This is a genomic window from Fluviicola taffensis DSM 16823 (genome assembly GCF_000194605.1).
In the GTDB taxonomy this organism is placed as follows: Bacteria; Bacteroidota; Bacteroidia; order Flavobacteriales_D; family Crocinitomicaceae; genus Fluviicola; species Fluviicola taffensis.
On the sequence record NC_015321.1, the window covers coordinates 3,201,222 to 3,219,062 of the forward strand.

12 protein-coding genes are annotated in these 17,841 nt (G+C 36.7%); 8 read left to right on the top strand and 4 right to left on the bottom strand.

Annotation, left to right across the window (positions count from 1 at the left end; all coding sequences use genetic code 11):
• Nucleotides 1–49 precede the first annotated feature (49 nt).
• From FLUTA_RS21610 to FLUTA_RS13965, 4 genes are all read left to right on the top strand, one after another.
• The gene (locus FLUTA_RS21610) at nucleotides 50–5,155 is read left to right on the top strand and encodes a T9SS type A sorting domain-containing protein (protein ID WP_013687532.1); all 5,106 of its coding nucleotides are present in this window, start codon (nucleotides 50–52) and stop codon (nucleotides 5,153–5,155) included.
• Nucleotides 5,156–5,427: 272 nt separating this feature from the next.
• On the top strand, nucleotides 5,428–6,369 hold the full coding sequence (locus FLUTA_RS13955; protein WP_013687533.1) for a DUF2157 domain-containing protein: 942 nt from the start codon (nucleotides 5,428–5,430) through the stop codon (nucleotides 6,367–6,369).
• Nucleotides 6,356–7,432: a DUF4401 domain-containing protein gene (locus FLUTA_RS13960; RefSeq protein WP_013687534.1), complete on the top strand. Its 1,077-nt coding sequence runs from the start codon at nucleotides 6,356–6,358 to the stop codon at nucleotides 7,430–7,432. The genes FLUTA_RS13955 and FLUTA_RS13960 overlap by 14 nt, the downstream gene beginning before the upstream one ends.
• Nucleotides 7,429–7,953 carry a GDYXXLXY domain-containing protein gene (locus FLUTA_RS13965; protein ID WP_013687535.1) on the top strand — a complete coding sequence of 175 codons (525 nt, stop codon included), beginning with the start codon at nucleotides 7,429–7,431 and terminating at the stop codon, nucleotides 7,951–7,953. The genes FLUTA_RS13960 and FLUTA_RS13965 overlap by 4 nt, the downstream gene beginning before the upstream one ends.
• A gap of 48 nt (nucleotides 7,954–8,001) precedes the next feature.
• Here the strand turns inward: FLUTA_RS13965 and FLUTA_RS13970 are convergent, their stop codons facing one another.
• On the bottom strand, nucleotides 8,002–8,481 hold the full coding sequence (locus tag FLUTA_RS13970) for a transposase (RefSeq protein ID WP_013687536.1): 480 nt from the start codon (nucleotides 8,479–8,481) through the stop codon (nucleotides 8,002–8,004).
• Between the two features lie 268 nt (nucleotides 8,482–8,749).
• Between FLUTA_RS13970 and FLUTA_RS13975 the strand changes: the two genes are divergently transcribed.
• On the top strand, nucleotides 8,750–9,235 hold the full coding sequence (locus FLUTA_RS13975; RefSeq protein WP_013687537.1) for a hypothetical protein: 486 nt from the start codon (nucleotides 8,750–8,752) through the stop codon (nucleotides 9,233–9,235).
• A gap of 149 nt (nucleotides 9,236–9,384) precedes the next feature.
• Here FLUTA_RS13975 and FLUTA_RS13980 read toward each other — a convergent pair whose 3' ends face one another.
• Entirely contained in the window at nucleotides 9,385–12,522 is a 3,138-nt protein-coding gene (locus FLUTA_RS13980; RefSeq protein ID WP_013687538.1) for a type I restriction endonuclease subunit R, read from the bottom strand.
• Nucleotides 12,523–12,706: 184 nt separating this feature from the next.
• On the opposite strand from FLUTA_RS13980, the gene FLUTA_RS13985 reads away from it, so the two are divergent.
• Genes FLUTA_RS13985 through FLUTA_RS13995 form a run of 3 tightly spaced genes read left to right on the top strand, consistent with a single transcriptional unit; the run spans nucleotide 12,707 to nucleotide 14,310 of the window.
• Entirely contained in the window at nucleotides 12,707–13,042 is a 336-nt protein-coding gene (locus FLUTA_RS13985; protein ID WP_013687539.1) for a helix-turn-helix domain-containing protein, read from the top strand.
• Nucleotides 13,039–13,776, top strand: a complete 738-nt coding sequence (locus FLUTA_RS13990) for an ImmA/IrrE family metallo-endopeptidase (RefSeq protein WP_013687540.1) — start codon at nucleotides 13,039–13,041, stop codon at nucleotides 13,774–13,776. Before FLUTA_RS13985 ends, FLUTA_RS13990 begins: the two co-directional genes overlap by 4 nt.
• Nucleotides 13,777–13,782: 6 nt before the next feature.
• Complete coding sequence (locus tag FLUTA_RS13995; protein ID WP_013687541.1) at nucleotides 13,783–14,310, top strand: hypothetical protein; 528 nt, start codon at nucleotides 13,783–13,785, stop codon at nucleotides 14,308–14,310.
• Nucleotides 14,311–14,343: 33 nt separating this feature from the next.
• On the opposite strand, the gene FLUTA_RS14000 is transcribed toward FLUTA_RS13995, so the two are convergent.
• Both FLUTA_RS14000 and FLUTA_RS21745 read right to left on the bottom strand, forming a co-directional pair.
• Nucleotides 14,344–15,684 carry a 5-methylcytosine restriction system specificity protein McrC gene (locus FLUTA_RS14000; protein WP_013687542.1) on the bottom strand — a complete coding sequence of 447 codons (1,341 nt, stop codon included), beginning with the start codon at nucleotides 15,682–15,684 and terminating at the stop codon, nucleotides 14,344–14,346.
• A complete protein-coding gene (locus FLUTA_RS21745) occupies nucleotides 15,672–17,834 on the bottom strand; it encodes an AAA family ATPase (RefSeq protein WP_013687543.1) in 2,163 nt (720 codons plus the stop codon). Before FLUTA_RS21745 ends, FLUTA_RS14000 begins: the two co-directional genes overlap by 13 nt.
• Between the last annotated feature and the right edge of the window lie 7 nt (nucleotides 17,835–17,841).

A 17,841-nucleotide genomic window follows, 5' to 3' on the forward strand; every position in this document is an offset into this window, starting at 1 on the left:
TTCTTATTGAATCAATACTTTTATGTAAACATTTAGCTTACTACAACTTATGATTAAATCTTGCGTACTGCCTATATTGAGGTTTTTCTCTTTTGTGGCTTTAATTTTATCAGCTTCTACAGCTTATGCTTCTCACATGGCTGGGTCAGAAATTACCTACACCTGCTTAGGCCCGAATCAATATCAAGTAAAATTGGTGATTTATCGAGATTGTAATGGAATCGCAGCTGATGCGTCTGCCATTATTAATTACCGAAGTGCAGCCTGTGGGGTCAATGCTTCATTGCAGTTGAATTTACAATCCACAACGGATATTACTCCATTATGTGCTTCTGCTACAAGTGCTTGTGGTGGTGGTGGAACAGTAGGTGTGGAAAAATTGGTGTACACTGGTGTTTTAACATTGCCAAATGGGTGTAGTGATTGGATTTTAAATTATGACCTTTGTTGTAGAAATGGATCCATTACAAATTTAACGACACCAAGTAGTGAAGATATTTATGTTCAAACAACACTTAATAATTCCTTAACAAGCTGTAACAGCTCACCTCAGTTTACTTCTGTTCCTCAATTGTTTGGTTGTGTTGGAAATACGATTAATTTTCAACAGCTGGCGACAGATCCTGATGGAGATCAATTGGTTTATTCTTTGGTGAATGCTAATTCAAATCCTGGAACTTCTGTTGTGTATGCAGGTGGTTATGCAGGGACAAATCCTTTTACGAATCCTGTAACAATCAATTCAATTACAGGAGAGGTAACGGTAACACCAAGCGGACCACAAGTAGCCGTTATTTCCATTTTAATTCAAGAATACCGTGCGGGTGTTTTGATTGGATCAGTAATTCGTGATTTACAAATCAATATATCGAATTGTACGAATGCTCTTCCTTCTATAGGTGGAATTAATGGAGTCGCGAATGATTATGATATCACTATTTGTGAAAATTCTCCGACTTGTTTTACCGTGAATTTAACTGATCCGAATACTGCTCAACAACTGACGATTTCAAATAGTAATTTACCAGCTGGTGCAACGTTCACAGTTACTGGAACTGGAGCTAATCGAACGGCAACAATTTGTTGGACGCCTAATTCAAGTGCAATTGGAGTTCATTATTTGACCGTAAATGTCGAAGATAATGCGTGTCCATTCGTTGGTGAAAACTCAAAAGTAATCACGATTAATGTCATTGCAAATCCAAATCCGCCTGTAAATGCAGGTCCAGATGTAACTATTTGTGCTGGAAATTCTACCGTTTTAACAGCAACAACTGCAGCCGCGAATGCTTCAACATATATTTGGTCACCTTCTGCTGGATTATCTGGAACGAATACTCCAAGTGTTACTGCAACTCCTGGTTCAACAACAACTTATGCTGTTTTGTTGACGTATACAGATGGTTGTTCTTCTACGGACAATGTTCAAGTAACCGTTGCCGCTGATCCTGTTGTGAGTATTACTCCTACAACGATTTCAGCTTGTGCCAGCTCTACAGTCATGTTGACTGGTAGTACGAATGTAACAGGAATGAATTTTCAATGGTTCAATCCTGCAATGGTCAGTTTAGGATTTGGAACGGTATCAGGAAATACTTCTTCTCTTTCTATTACAACTCCTGCTGCACCTGGAACTTATGTATACACTTTGCGTGTTACAAATCCATTTACAGGATGTTCATCAGAGGCAACTATGACGGTTGTTGTTGGTTCACCTCCAGCATTGGCGAGTTGTGTAAATATTTATGCTTCTCCAACAGGGGCGGCAGGAAACCCAGGTACCCAGGCTAGTCCTACTTCATTACAAAATGCATTGTCTATGGCACAATGTAATAATGCTGTCATTAAATTGGCAATAGGAACATATACGATAAATGCTCCACTTCAATTAGGTAGTTATGTAACACTGGAAGGTGGTTTTGATCCAACAACTTGGGTGAAAACAAGCCTAGCTGGAGCAACAACGATTACTCGCAGTACTGTAGCGCCGGAAGGAGCAGCAGGAGCTCAACGTTTGGTGGCATTTTATGCAAATAGTGCTGTAGGTTTCCGCTTGCAAGATTTAACAATTACAACTGCTGCTGCAAATCAGCCAGGTATGTCTACTTACGGAATGCATTTAACGAATTGCTCGAATTACAATATTGTTCGTACTCAAGTTTTGCCAGGTGCTGCTATGGCAGGGTCTGGGGATAATAATGCTGCAACATTCAATGCTACTTGGGATGGGGCAAATGGCGGAAATGCTGCAAATGGAGCGACTGGCGGAGGTCCTGAATGTACTTGTAGTTTCGGTGCAGATAATGGCGGCGCTGGCGGTGCTGGCGGTGGTGCTGGAGCTGGTGGACTAAGTGCAACTCAAGTTGGAGGTTCAGCTACTGCTGGCGGTGCTGGCGGTGCTGGCGGTGCGGGTAGACCAGATAATACTGCTACAGCTGGATTCAATGGGAATAGTGGAACTGCGGCACCAAGTGGAGGTGGTACTGCTGGAGCAGGAGGAACTGGTGGAGCATCGGATGGTAATGGAGCGAATACTCCATATGGTGGTACAGGCGGAGCTGGAGCAATAGGTGCTGCAGGAATTGATGGAATTGCTGGTACGAGTTCTTATGTAGCTGGATTTTTTATCCCAGGAAATGGTACGAATGGAACTGTTGGTCGCGGTGGCGGTGGCGGTGGCGGTGCCGGCGGTGCTGGACGTGATACTGATAATTGTGATGCAGCCGGTGGTGGTGGATCTGGTGGGTCCGGTGGATCTGGAGGTGGCGGTGCAGGTGCAGGTGCTTCTGGTGGTGGTGCTTCATTTGGAATCTTCTTATTCAATAATGGCGCTGCTGGAAATGTGGTTCAATCAAATGTAACTGCTGGTGCAGCTGGTGCAGCTGGACTTGGAGGTACTGGAGGACTTGGAGGTATTAGCCCAACTCCAGCTTTAGGTAATGGTTGTACGAACGGAGATGGAGATGGAAACAGAGGCGGAATTGGTGGTAAAGGTGGAAATGGTGGCAAAGGTGGTAACGGTGGAAATGGTTCTGCAGGTGTTTCTATCAATATTCATCTTGCTAGTGGAACTGCTTTAGCAACCAATGTTTCAAACTTTGGACTAGCTGCTCAACCCGTAATTACTGTTACGAACGTCAATTGTACAAATACAAATGTTACTTATACCTCTGCTGCACCTGCAGCTTGGGATTTTGATGTGGTAACAAATAACGCAGCACCTGCAACTGCTGGAGTGGTAAGTCCAACAATTACGCAATATTCTGTTGTAAACAGATACAGCGTTTCAATGGGGGCAAATACATATACTGGTTTTCATAATATTGCTTTTGATGGAGGTTTAACTCCTCAAATTGCAACCAATGCGACTTTAGTAACCACAGATGTGTATCAATTGTGTGCAGGTTCTTTTGCAAACTTCCAAAGTGTCTATTATGCAGATAGCTACATCTGGAATTTTGGTGGAGCAATTGCCAATCCAGGATCTGTTCAAAATGTGAATGCGCAATTCAATACGCCAGGATATTATACAATTACCTTGACTTTGGTAACAGATTGTTGTGGAGCTTCGACTCCAAAGACAATCTTTTTACATGTATTACCAATTCCAGCGGTTACGGCTTCTGGACCAACTAGTGTGTGTAATGGAAACAATGTTACTTTAACGGTAAATGGATTAACAGCTTCCAATGTATTGACTTGGTCTCCAACAACGGGTATTGTTTCTCAAACAACAAATACGATTACAATTTCACCAACATCAACAGGAACGTACAATGCAACTGTTATTTCAACGCAAACTGCTGGTGGAAATACGGTGCAAGGATGTCCTGTAACACTTGCTTTCCCAATAACTGTGAACCCGAATCCTCAAGCGAATTTGAGCAGCACAAGTGTTTCATGTAACAACAATGGAACTGCAACGTCTACACCAACTCCGGCAGGAAGTTATAATTTCGTTTGGTCTAACGGAAGTACTACAACGGGTGCGGCTTCATCCAGTATTACCAATGTAGCTCCAGGAAATTATACTGTAACAGCAACGAATGTAGCTACAGGGTGTATCGCAACGGGATCTGTAAATATTTTCCCAACAAACGGACAACCTAATTTATTTGTAACAGGAAATACACCTGCTTGTGAAGGAAGTACGAATGGTTCGGCAACAGTAAATACTACGGGTGGAGTTCCAGCGTATACAATCAATTGGAATGGAACAAATCATCCCTACACATCGACATTAACGCAAACTAACTTGGCTGGCGGTACATATCCTGTTACTATTACAGATATTAATGGATGTACTTCCAATTTATCGGTAACTATTCCTGAAATACTCGCACCAACGTATTCAGTTACGACCAACTCAATGCCTTGTGCAGGAACTGATGGAATCTTTTATATTTCGGGAACGGATGGTGCAGTATTGACTTATAATTTTGGATCTGGAAATAGCACAGTGATCTTGAATCATCATCAGGATGAAATCACTATTCCTAATATCACAGCAAATGTGACTATGAATTTGGTTTCAGTAATTGGCAATTGCTCAGTGCCTTTGAGTTCAAGTGTTACGATTATCGTTGATCCATGTGGATTGGCTGTGAGCCTTTCGAGTTTCAATGCTTCTTGTAAAGATCGAATCATTGATTTTACATGGACAACTGAGGCTGAAATGAATAATGATTATTTCACCTTAGAAGGTAGTGTTGATGGGATTAACTATGAGGTAATCCAAATCATTGATGGAGCTGGAACAACAACTGTTCCTCAAGCGTATTCATACAGTTTTGCGCGAACGAATCCGAATATGATTTATTACAGATTGAAACAAACAGATTTAGATGGAACTCTTACAGTTTTCAGTCCTTTGAGTGTGAAATGTGAGGTTTCTGAAACAGATTTATACCTATATCCAAACCCATCAAATGGTAATTTCGTAGCGGTTTTAAATTTGAAAAACTTGTCAAAAACAACGTCTATTCGCATTTTTGACTTAACAGGAAGAACAATTCGAAATCAAGAAGTTTCTACTTCAATTGGTGTAAATCAATTATATATTGATGCAGATGACCTTTCTCGTGGAGAGTATTTCATTGAAATTACGCCAGTTGGTTTAGAGCCAATGATTGCAAAATTCATGATTCAATACTAAAAATAAATAGGGGGGAAGTTTTACTTCCTCTCTATTTATTACCTATTCAGAATTGGAATTTCACTTCCAGAATTAAGTGCAGGAGTCTACATTTTTGCGCTATCAAACCGTCAAGGAATTAGTCAACATCGTGTGGTTATTCAGTAAAATGAGTCAGTGATTTTTGAGAAGTTTTATCCATTTTTTTGGTTTAACTTTTTTTTTCTTTTCAAATGTTATATTTACCCTATTAAGTGAATTACTGAGATCACTCAACGAATACAAAATAACCTATGGAACAACACGAAAAGCGTTTGTCTCGAACGGAATTAACAGCACTTGCTAATCATGCTGATTTAAGTCCGGAACAGAAACAAGAGGGTTTCCGCGATCAAATTTTAATCCAACCTACAGAGTATAATCAATTTTTGCAATGGATACTTTTAGTAGGAGGAATTAGTCTTCTGGCGTTTGGATTCATTTTCTTCTTCGCATTTAATTGGCGAGATATAACCCCTACATGGAAATTTACCACCGTTTTAATCTTCTTACTCGGATTTTTAATTCCAAGTTTTTTACCGAAAGTACCATTGTTGACGAAACAACTTCTGGTTACAATTAGTTCGGTATTGGTTGGTGTTTTGTTTGCTGTGTTTGGACAAGTTTATCAAACAGGAGCTTTTACTTATCAGTTTATCGCTCTTTGGTTGGTGCTGATTGTTGTTTGGGTTTTTGTGATGCATTTTACACCCTTGTGGATTTTGTTTCACTTGCTGCTTTGCACTGCGCTTTATGATTATTTCAATAATTTTTTTGCAGTGTATGTCTATCTTTTTGGAGTAGTTGCATTAACAGTTTTGTGGAATGAGTGGAAACCAAATAAGTCATTTCCTTATTGGTATTTGTTGACTTTACTCACTCCAGCAATTGTTTTCAGTACCGCTAGAACTTCGGTCATGATTACGAATGATTCTTTCTTTGCCAAATTTGAGTGGTTTGAATTTTCATTATTTATCTGTTGCGAAGTAGCTCTTTTTTGTTTGGCAATTTATAAGAAATGGTTAGTTCCGATTGCGCATATTTCCCTCTCGTTGATTATTGTAATGAATGCGAAAGTAATCACTCGCTATGACGATAATTTGTTTTTACCTGCTTTCCTAACCTTAGGGTCTTTAGTAGGAAGTGTGTTCTTTTTGATTTATTTACGAAATTCTTGGAAGAATGGAAAAGCATAAGATAAACTTGTTAAAAGACAGTTGGAAAACGCTTTTTCCGGAAGCAACTATTGATGAGGCTGCAGCACTGAAAGAGGTGAATTACCATGCCTCACATTTTGGAATCCGAGCACTCGAATATTTGGTGTTCATTGGAGCACTCTTGACATTGGGGCTTTTCACAGGTGCAACTTTTCAAATAATAGATAATCCTTCTTCTGGATTTTTTCTCATTTGGAGTATTCTTCTACTTGGCGCATGTATTTTGCTTCATATTTTTGTCAATCAGCGATTAGTAGACGCAATGGCTGCTGGAGCTGGTGTATTTGGATTTTTCTCATTCAATGCTTTTTTATACTCCTTACATTGGAAAGACTCGCATGTAGGATTGATTAGTGTATTTCTATTGATTATTTTGATTCTTGTTTCGAGAAAAAACCTACTAACAATCTTGGGGATTGTAGGTCTTTTTTGGCAAATGAATTGGCTGATTGATGAGTATCAATTTCCGTATTATACGTTCAAGTTGATCGTGATGCTCTTCACATTGATTCTAGCACTGCTGATTTATTTCGAAGAAGCAGTTTTGGTTCATTTCATCAAATGGTCCTATTTCTTCAATTATTTGAAAAACGGAATTTTTGTAGCTCTCACAAGCTATTACGTACTTGGTTTCATCAATTGGAATCATTGGAGGGGGACTTTTCAAGAGCCTTTGTGGTATAATCGGGCAATGTATGTGGAATTGCTTCTTTTGGCTTTTGCCTTGTTTGTGTGGCAATACCGACGAATGAAGGATCGAAATATTCCACTTTGGGTGGTTGTTTTTTTACCGTTGAGTTTATTTCTTCTAGGGGTTTTTAGTGTGAAAATCGCCTTTTTCTTGCTGGCATTTTTAGCATTTCTCTTTACTCGTTCCATTTTTGGAATCGTCACAAGTGCGCTCGGATTAATCTATGCAGTGATTCATTTTTACTACGAGTTGGATTGGAGCTTGATGCATAAATCACTTTTGTTTATGGGGTTAGGAGCATTGTATCTAGGACTTTATTTGGTGTTAATCTTTAAAAAAAAAGCGTCATGATTAATTGGAAGAGAAATTTAATTATAGCCAATATGATGTTGGTTTTCGGTGTTTTTGGATGGATGGTATTCCAGAAAGAAGAACTCATTAAAAATGGTGAGATTTTGGTGTTGAAGCTGCAACCTGTTGACCCACGTTCATTTATGATGGGAGATTACATGACTTTGAATTATGCCATTAACAATGATATTTCTACCAACTCTTTCGATTTCGAAAACATAAACATTATGGGTTCGAGGCCTTATGATGGACCACTTCGCAGAAAAGTGGTGGTGAAAATGCAGGATAGTTTGGCTGTTTTTGTCCGAATAAAGAACAAAAAACCTTTAGCTAAAGGAGAATTCGAATTGCCTTGTAAAAACACGTATTTCAATTACGAAATCCAACCCAATGAATACTTGTTTCAAGAGGGGAGAAGCAAACATTTCGATCAAGCAGAATATGCGCAGTTTCGGGTAAATAAATCTGGAGATGTAGTGATTGAATGCTTGTTGGATAAGAATTGGAAGCAGTTGAGGTAGGGGAATGTCTAGGAAATGAAACATGTAGGGGTAGCTCGCGAGCTACCCCTACATGTTTTCCTGTATGTTTTGCGCCCATTTTATTGGATTTTCAACAATGTATTTGAATATTCTTTGATATTCATTTTCATCACGTACAATGCGATCGTGAAATGAACGTTGCCACGCGAATGATTCATCCCATTTAAGATGAATTTCTTTTGATGAGTTTGTTTTAAACGCTCCAATTAATTGTGAGATGGATTTTATTTTCTGGTTTTCTTCAATTTTAAGATTTCTATCAATTTCGATTAACCCATGAATATGATCTGGCATTACTACAAACGCATGCAATTTTACATATGAATATTGTTCTTCGAGCCAATACCATTGTCGTTCAATAATTTTCCCTAATTCATTTAATTGCATTTCCTCACCAATAATTTTTCCCAAAAGCGGATATTTGTTTTGTACACAGGATGTAATGAAGTAGGTATTATCTTTAGAATAGTCGAAACCATTCAGACGATTTAATTTTCGATGTCTCATCTATTTAAGATAATGAAAAAAATGGGTTCAAAAAAATGAGGATATTGTAATTTGAAAAATAATTTCTAAAAAAGGTCTTGCTGACAACTAAAATCTAGTACAAAAGAATAGCAGTTATGATATTGCTTATAATGAATCAGGTGTTGAGTTGTTTCATTAGTCAAGATGATCAAAAAATAGGTTGTAATTTCACGAATTCTTAAATTTATTGATCGGTTCTGAAAGTGTTTGAATTTTCGTTCTATTTTATTTTTGACATATTTGTGCCATGGAACCTAAATTATCAAGTAATCCCTATAAGCAAAGTGCCCTGCAGTTTGAATTCTTGTTTATGAAAGAAGCTGTCAAGAAATATTGGTTTGTAGTATATCCATTTTTCGGTCTTCTGATTGGAAAAATGATTTATGATATAATTGTCAATCCATGCGTATCCCATTTTATATACCCTTTATTTTTGGTTGCGGTAATGCTTATTGCACGCCATTTCTTTATTAGTGGGTTTAAAAATAATCCAATATTTAAAAGCAAGAGAATTTTGATGCTATTTGAACATTGTATAGAAATAAAAGATGAAACAGGAAGCGAAGGTGTGTTTTTCTTTGTTGATATGGATAAAGTAGTTTCTTCCAAGAAACAGTATCATGTTCGATTGAAGACTAAACAAACCTTTTGGATTCCTAAAAGCTGTTTTAAAACTCCAGAAGATCGAATGGAGTTTGAATTGCTCTTAAAGGAAAAAGGGAAAATGAAGTAATTCGTGTTATTCAAATAATTTCAAGCGTTACTTGATATCAAATCAAAAACTCAAGGAATATTCATTGAGGGAGTTTCTTGCAATATGTTGTTAAAAAGACAATTCTAATCAAACTGTATAGTTTACTTCTATTCAAAAACTATACTGCTTTACCTATTCTTCTTAAAGTTCTCTGCTTGTTCAAATATCTCTTTGTAAACTTCGTCTCTATCAACTGGTGGATAATCGTTTTCTGCGAGTAGAATGATAAGATCTACTTTTAGTTCTGCCCGAATATCATCTCGCTTTGACCAATCGGTGTATTTTGCCAAATCATCAACAACCGTTTTCACTTTCTTTGAAAGGTGAATGAGCTTGTCTTCAGGGTAAGAGAAATCATATTTGTTGGCTAATGCTTTTAAAATATCGTAGAATGCCTTTTCTTCGAAGTCTATACCTAAGTCTTTAAAGGAATCTTTTTCTTCTTTCATGGCATAATATAAACCGATAATTTCATCTGTAAAATCTTCTAAGACTTGACTTTGAAGTACGTCGTTTTCTTTACGTTCGTTGTATTTATCTACAATAAATTTTAATTTATCTGAAAAATTTATTCCTTGAATTTTATTCACTTTAGAAAGTTGCCCAATTGCCTGTTGCAATAGTTGTTGCAGCAATTTTATCTTTGTATGTGGCAACTTTATTTTGTTGATTTTATTCAAATAATCATCATCAAACAAGTCAATTTCGCTGGCTGTATCTTCTCCGAGTTTAAAAATCTCTTCTACACCATCGCTTTGAATGGCATCTTTGATCATTTCGCGGACTTTTCGGTTCATTTGCTCTGTATCTGGAGCATTTCCTTTCGTGAGTTTAAAGACAATGGAACGAACAGCTAAATAAAAATGAATATGATCGCGTTGTGTATCTGAAAACTCATTTGCTCCTGAACAAATATCGTAGCCGGATTTTAAACGTTTCACAATATCCATAAAGCGCTTTTCTTGGTTGCGTGTAACCAGCACAAATTCAGCAGCTTTATTTAATGTTTCTAATTGTGAAATTGGTGTACCCGAAAAATAGCCGGATGAATCGAATGTGTGAAACAAATTGGCTAACAATTCTAATTGGTCTTTTACAATTACCACAGATTGGGCAATATCTTCAAAATTGGTTCCATCTTGTTTGCTGTACATTGCCAATGCCAAATTCATTTCGCGTTTGATTCCAATATAATCAACCACTAAGCCTTTTTCTTTCCCTTCAAATTTTCTATTTACACGAGAAATAGTTTGAATAAGGTTATGTTTTTGCAAAGGCTTATCTATGTAAATGGTATCTAGGAAAGGCACATCGAAGCCAGTAAGCCACATATCAACTACTATGGCAATTTTAAAGTTTGATTTTGCATTCTTAAATTGACGATCTAACTCTTTACGGTATTCTTTGGAACCTAATAAGTCATACAATTCTTTTTCATCGTCTTGCCCACGGGTCATTATCATTTTTACCCGTTCCATTGGTTTTATTTCTTTCTGCTCTCTTTCCGATAATTCTGCACCTTCGTCTGCAATTTTAACCACATTCCACTCCGGACGCAGCGTAACCAGTTCTTGGTATAATTGCCATGCAATTTCTCTACTGCTACACACAAACATGGCTTTTCCTAAAATAGTTGACCCTTCATTTACACGATTCTCATAATGGGTAACAAAATCCTCCGCAATCGAATGGATTCGTTTCGGGTCACCAATGATTGTATTCATGCTTGCAGTGGCTTTTTTACTTTCATCCACCTGATATTCGGATGCGCCTTCTGCTACACAATTGTTATAATATTCTTCTATTTCATACACTTTTTTACTTTCAAGCACCACTTTAGAAGCACGACCTTCATACACTAAGCGTACTGTGATTTCATCTTGAACCGATTCCGTCATAGTATAAGAATCAACGATTTCTCCGAAAACATCAAGCGTTGCATCTACAGGAGTACCCGTAAAACCAACATAGGTCGCATTTGGCAATGACTCATGTAAATATTTTGCAAAACCAAAGGTTTTCTTCACGCCTTGTTCTGTAATAACTAGTTTTTGATCCAAATTGGTTTGACTTCTATGCGCTTCATCCGAAATACAAATGACATTGGTGCGGTCTGTCAATAATTCGGTGTCTTCTGTAAATTTATGAATGGTGGTTAGAAACACTCCACCGCTTTTCCTTCCCGATAAATGCGCTCGTAAATCGCTTCTGCTTTCTACACTAATTACATTCTGATCCCCTAAAAAGCCTTTTGCATTGGTAAATTGACCTGAAAGTTGATCGTCTAAATCGGTGCGGTCTGTAATGATTATTAAGGTTGGATTCTGAAAAGCCGCATTTTTCATTAATAAACGCGACAGGTACAACATGGTGTAGCTTTTTCCGCAACCAGTTGCACCAAAATAGGTACCACCTTTTCCGTCGCCATTTGGACGTTGGTGGGTTTTTATATTCTCAAATAATTTACGTGCTGCGTAATATTGCGGGTAACGGCAAACTATTTTTTCATCACGTTTGGAAGAATCTGGAAGGTAAATGAAATTGCAAATAATATCACATAACCTTTTTTTGTTGAACATGCCTTGAAGTAGGGTATACAAGGAAGAAATGCCATCTACTTCAATGTCTAGTCCTTCAATCTTACGCCACGCATAGAAAAATTCATACGGTGCAAAAAACGAACCTGCCTTGTTGTTTACGCCATCACTAATTACACAAAAAGCATTGTACTTAAACAATTCTGGTATATCACGCTTATAACGGACGGTGAGTTGTTTGTATGCATCAAAAATGGTTGTATTTTCATTGATGGCTGTTTTAAATTCTAGCACCACCATTGGAATACCATTGATGTACACAATTCCGTCTGGAATGCGGTTGTGGTAACCTACAATTTCTAATTGATTGACAAATTTGATGGTATTGTTCCCAACAGTCATATAATCAATCAAATACACCCAAATGTCTTTTTGACTCCTATCTTCTCGTTTAAAAGAAAACCCATCTGAAATGAGTTTCATGAGTGTTTTGTTACTTTCGTAAAGATCAGATGCTGGATAGCTTTCCAATTGGCGAATGATGCTTTCTGCTTCCTGAGTTGTTAAAAGCGCATCCGAATACTTCGCGCATAAATAGGCAATCAAATCTTCTTTGATTAAAACCTCTGATGCTTCGCGGTGAATACTGGAACCAACAACATGTGGAATTTCTTCTAATTGGAAGAGTTCTATGATAGCTAGTTCTAATTGTGACTCGGTGAATTTCATTCTACCAATTGGTAATTACAGTTTAGAGTGTTAAAATAATAATTCTTTGGATGAAGAGACCTAAAAATATGGAATAGAAGCACATTTAACGCTTTTTCTCGATACGAACGATTGAAAATAAATGTTACACGATTTAAATTATTTTGTAAATTAGTATAACTTTGTAACACAACAATTCAATCATATGTCACAAGAATTAATTGCCACCAACTTTAAACAACTGCGTGAAACAATGGGTTTTACGCAACAAAAAATGGCGGAATATCTTGGTTGTAGTAGAGAAGAAATTTCCTACTACGAAAATGAAAACAGAGAAATCCCTCTTCTTTTGTTAGAAAAAGCTGCAGATTTGTTTGGTGTGGAACTCAGCGACTTTTTCAATACTGAAAACGCTGTTGGAATTCGAATTGCATACCGCGCAAATGACTATGCTGCTGAAGACTTACATGAAATAGCACGATTTAAACGCATTGTGAAAAATTACCAACGCGTTAATCGCTTAATGGCTCGTGTTAAATGAATAAAAACGAGCTCAAATACAAAGCCGCAGATGCAGCAATTGAATTCCGAAGAAGATTTGACCTAGGGCAGGCAGCGCCACTGCGTATGGATGTTTTATTGGCTAAGTTGGATTTATTAACTGTTTTTGCTAAAATGTCTGAAAGTTTTTCAGGAATGGCAGCAAAGTTTGAGGACAATGGCTTTTTATTAATCAATTGTAACCACGTTAAAGGCAGACAAAACTTTACAATTTGTCATGAATTGTATCATTTATTCGTACAAAAAGATTTTCAGTTTGAAATCATAGCAAGCAATGAAGACCGTGTAAAAGACGAACACGAAAAACTGGCTGATGCTTTTGCTAGTGAACTACTGATGCCAGAAGAAGGCATAAAGGAACTTTTATTGATGCAAAACTTTCTGAGTAAACAAATTGGTATTGAACAAATTGTAAAACTTGAGCAGTATTTTCAAGTCTCTCGGCAAGCAATGGTTTATCGTTTGGTGAACTTGGGATTAATTGATAAACAAACAGATTTACAAAAAGCTTATTTTGAAACGGTGAAAGAGTCTGCCGAACGATTAGGTTTTGAAACCCAATTGTATGAAGCCACTAGTCCGAAGGTAATTTCATCTGATTATTTTGAAAAAGGGCAATTGTTGTATAAGCAAGAAATTATTGGGCTCGCAGATTTTGCACAATTAATGGACGACATTGGAATTGACATCTATCCTCTATTGGAGCAAAAATAGATACAGATGCTAACACCTACTCCTAACCAAATTCTTGTTTTTGACGCCGATGTACTCATTCATTTTATACAAGGTGAATCATTCTCTGATTTGCGCAACATTTTTCCATCTAACAGAAAAATAGTATTGGATCGTGTTTACATGGAGGTTGAAAAGTACAAGCTGAGTAAAACAATGCTTGATAGTGCCATTCATCAATTAAAATTTATTGAAATTGTTCAGTTCCCGGTAAATGCAGATATGATGAAGGAATATGCACACCTTACATCTGCAGTTATGGATATGGGAGCAGGAGAAAGCGCTTGCATGAGTTTTTGTAAATTCACAAAGGACATAGTGGTTTCAAGCAATTTACGCGATGTGGGCGAATACTGTAAACGCCACACACTGGATTTACTCACCACTTTTGATTTGATCAAAGAAGCCTATAACTCCAAACTTTGGACTGAAGAACAATACGATGCATTTATTTCAAACGTACGCGCTAAAGGCGGACGCTTGCCGTTTAAGAATTTGAAGGAGAGCCTCAAGTAAGAATTTATATTTCGACTGAACTTATTACAAAAGTCATTTTATTTTCAAATCCAATTCTTGCATATACATTTTTTGATACGCTGATGACTTTCTGTACTTTGCCGTTTCTTTAAATAAGGTCAATGAATCACTTGTTGTTTCAAGATCAAAAGCTACTTCATCTTCACTACTGTTTTCAACCACTACTGAATAATCTTTCAGAGCACTGGGGTAAACAATATACACGGGGATTATTTCATTGGCAGGGACAGCTAATTTCTCGTATACTTTTGTTAAACGAGCATAACCCGAAAGTTGCCGTGCATCTTCCATTGAAGGATTACCACTTTTATAACGTGGCTTGTATTTTGCATCCACAACCGCTTTTAAATGCGCTGAACGAATTAGAAAATCAGGTTCTTGATAATGCACTTTTTCATGGTACATTACTTCATCCGTTCCTGTGAATTGTTCGCGTAGCTTTTTAAACACATACAATTCAAAGAGCTTGCTCATGTCTATCCAATGTGGCGGATATTTTTGGATTTCAATACTTGCTTTGGATAAATTATGATCCATTAATTTCAGCAACTGATTTCCTAAAGTAATGGCTAAATTGTATTCGCGATAAAATGGATTGGTTTCTTTTTTTTCAAAGGAATAAAACGGTTTATTGGAAACTTGATTGAAAGCGCCTAAATTGAAACGAAGTGTCTCAATTAAATTATCATTACTAAATGAACTTGTTTCTAGCTTAACTTGCACAAATTGCAACACGTATTTCAAAAATTGATTTGTTTCTGTATTTAATCCATAATCTTGAAATTCACAAACAGTTTTTGTCAAGTTATTGCGAACCACATTTTGACGAATTTGCTGACCAACAAGTATTTTTCCTTTTACCTTGGAGGTTAGATTTTCTTTTACTCGGTAATAATCCTTTTTTAGACCTTTCCTCACAATGGCTCTTACAGCCATTAAAAATTGCACTATTAAAAAGGGTGTTAGCTCAATGGAACTTTCGCCAGAAACTGGAATCCATTCATCTTCAAAACGGACATCCATCAAGCCGTCTAGATGATCCAAGTTTTCAGGTTCTTCAAGTGCATCTAGTAACATCTGTAGATGATTCAGTTTGTATTGCTCGTTGTTCACTTTTGGCTCTACCAAAACTGGCATGTTCCATGGTCGAATCCAATCTAAACCGATGTAATAGGAGTTTTCAATGTGTATTTGATTTACATTGAGCTGCACGTGCACACACACGCTATTTTCATTTGCACGAAAATAGATTGGACGACAAGGAACAGACCAATCACTCAAATGCGCTTGCAGTACTAAGTAGGGGTCTTCTTTGTACGGATAATATTTTTGGTGTTCACTTAAACGGAGCATGATAAGGCTTCAATTTCTGCAAGAGCCGACTCTTTTAAAATACCATCCTTTACATATTCACGGAGAATGGGTTTGATTTCATAATCTAAGCGCAAATTGAAGTCAAACGGATTATCTCTATCCTGTTCACCATATTGATCAATTTCGTAGTGCTGGATGAAATAGGAATGGCCTAACCATACTTCTTTTGGTTTAAATTCAAATGATAAATGTTCCGAATTCGTTATTACTTTTTCTCGAGAATAATCAAGTGAAGCACTGAAATCTTTGACAAACAGAGCTGCTACTTTTTTAAATAAATCTGACTTAAAGTCATCACCTAAATCACTTGATATATCTTCAGGTAAAATGTCTACAAAAGCAAAACGTCTTCTAATTGCATAATCAATTTGTGTAACACTGCGGTCTGCAGTATTCATTGTTCCAATGATATATAGATTTGGTGGAAGAATTAATTTGTTAGACCCTTCAATTTCATATATGCTTTCTACCGCTTCACCGCGATATTCGAGAGCATAAATTAATTCTCCAAGTACCGTTGAAAGATTCGCCCTATTAATTTCATCGATTATCAGCACATAATTCTTTTCAACTACCTTTTCAACTGTGTTCTCAAAATGATATTTCGAAAAGAAATCAGTTAGTAAACTGCTGTAATATGGATTTCTGTAATGCGCGTGAACAGATAATTCTTTTGCTATTGGATTACCTAAAACATGTGCTCCAACAACAATCCATTTTATCAATTTCTTAAAGTCTACAAAGTTGATTCTTGACGGAACTTGCCACTCTAAACCGTATTTAAAACAGTCATGTTGTACTTCAAATATGCCTATTGAACCCGAAATTAAAAGCATTTTTTCTTCAACAGCCTGTTCAATGTCATATTTATATTCATTGAACGTATCTTCTACCCACTTGTCAATAACTGCATCTGTATTATCGGTTTTGCTTAAACGGTAGTTATCCAAAGCCGCTTTTGCAAAATCAGCTAAAACCTTGTTCTGGGCTTCATAAATAATTCCAATATTGGATGTTTTCGATACAATACCTCTTACAAAGTCTTCATATGAAAAACTTGGGTGAAATTGAATTAATTTAATTTGTTCTTTGTTTGATGAACCTCTTACTTTTTTTAGAAAGTGTTTCGCTATTGCTAAATCATAAGGATTCAGACCATTAGCACTTTTCACATCTTCACCGCTTATCAGTCGATTATATTTTTTAATGATTTCAACGTAAGTTGGCTTCCAATCTTGGGTTGTTCTCTCAGAAACCAACGAAACCGTATTGGTATCAATTGCCTTTACCGTATAATAATCTTTTGCCCCACTAACATTGTCGATTTTTTCTCCAACTTTCAAATTATCTTTAATAAACTCAACAGTGATTCCACATTTTATATTGGCTAGTTCCTTCGCTAGTCTTGTTTTACCCGTTCCGGGAGGACCTTGCAGAATGATTTGTTTTTTGAAATTCAGTAAGTCAATATATTCTTGCATGATTAATTCTTTTAATACAGTTGATTTCTTCCTGTTTACATTATTGATTAAATGGTGTAACAATGCTCTATTTCCAAAATGTGGACTAAGTGACGAGCGTAAACGTTCTGTATGCTTATTACCGTCCCATTTAAACACAAGTGATTTCAGAAAAGGGTTCAGATTTGTTTCACCTTCAATTACAGCTTTTATCAGTAAAATGATGTCGTGCCAGTGATTGTTATTTTCAAAATTGCGGTAATATTGATTTGATCTACCTTGTTTTGAAATTAATTGAATGAAACCAGTACCTTGATTGTTTGCTAATTTCAGCAATTCATTTTTGAAAATAGGGTTGTGAGTGATATCGTTTACGATTAATTCATCAATATCTGTTTCGCCAGATGATTGTGGCCATTCATGCTCATCAATATCTAACCAATAGACTTCATCATTAAAATAGCTATCGAGGTACACCGCATTTTTTACATTTCGTGCATTGGTGACACGTTTGTAATACAGTTTATTTGTTTCAAATTTTTTGCTCTCTATAGTATAAGTGGCTATTACTACCTTTTGAAAATTCTGTTTTTCCTCTAGCGTTGTTACATCTTTCAAATCTATTTTCAAAGAATTGAAAAAGCGGATGTAATCTTCAAATCCTTTCATAAAAGTT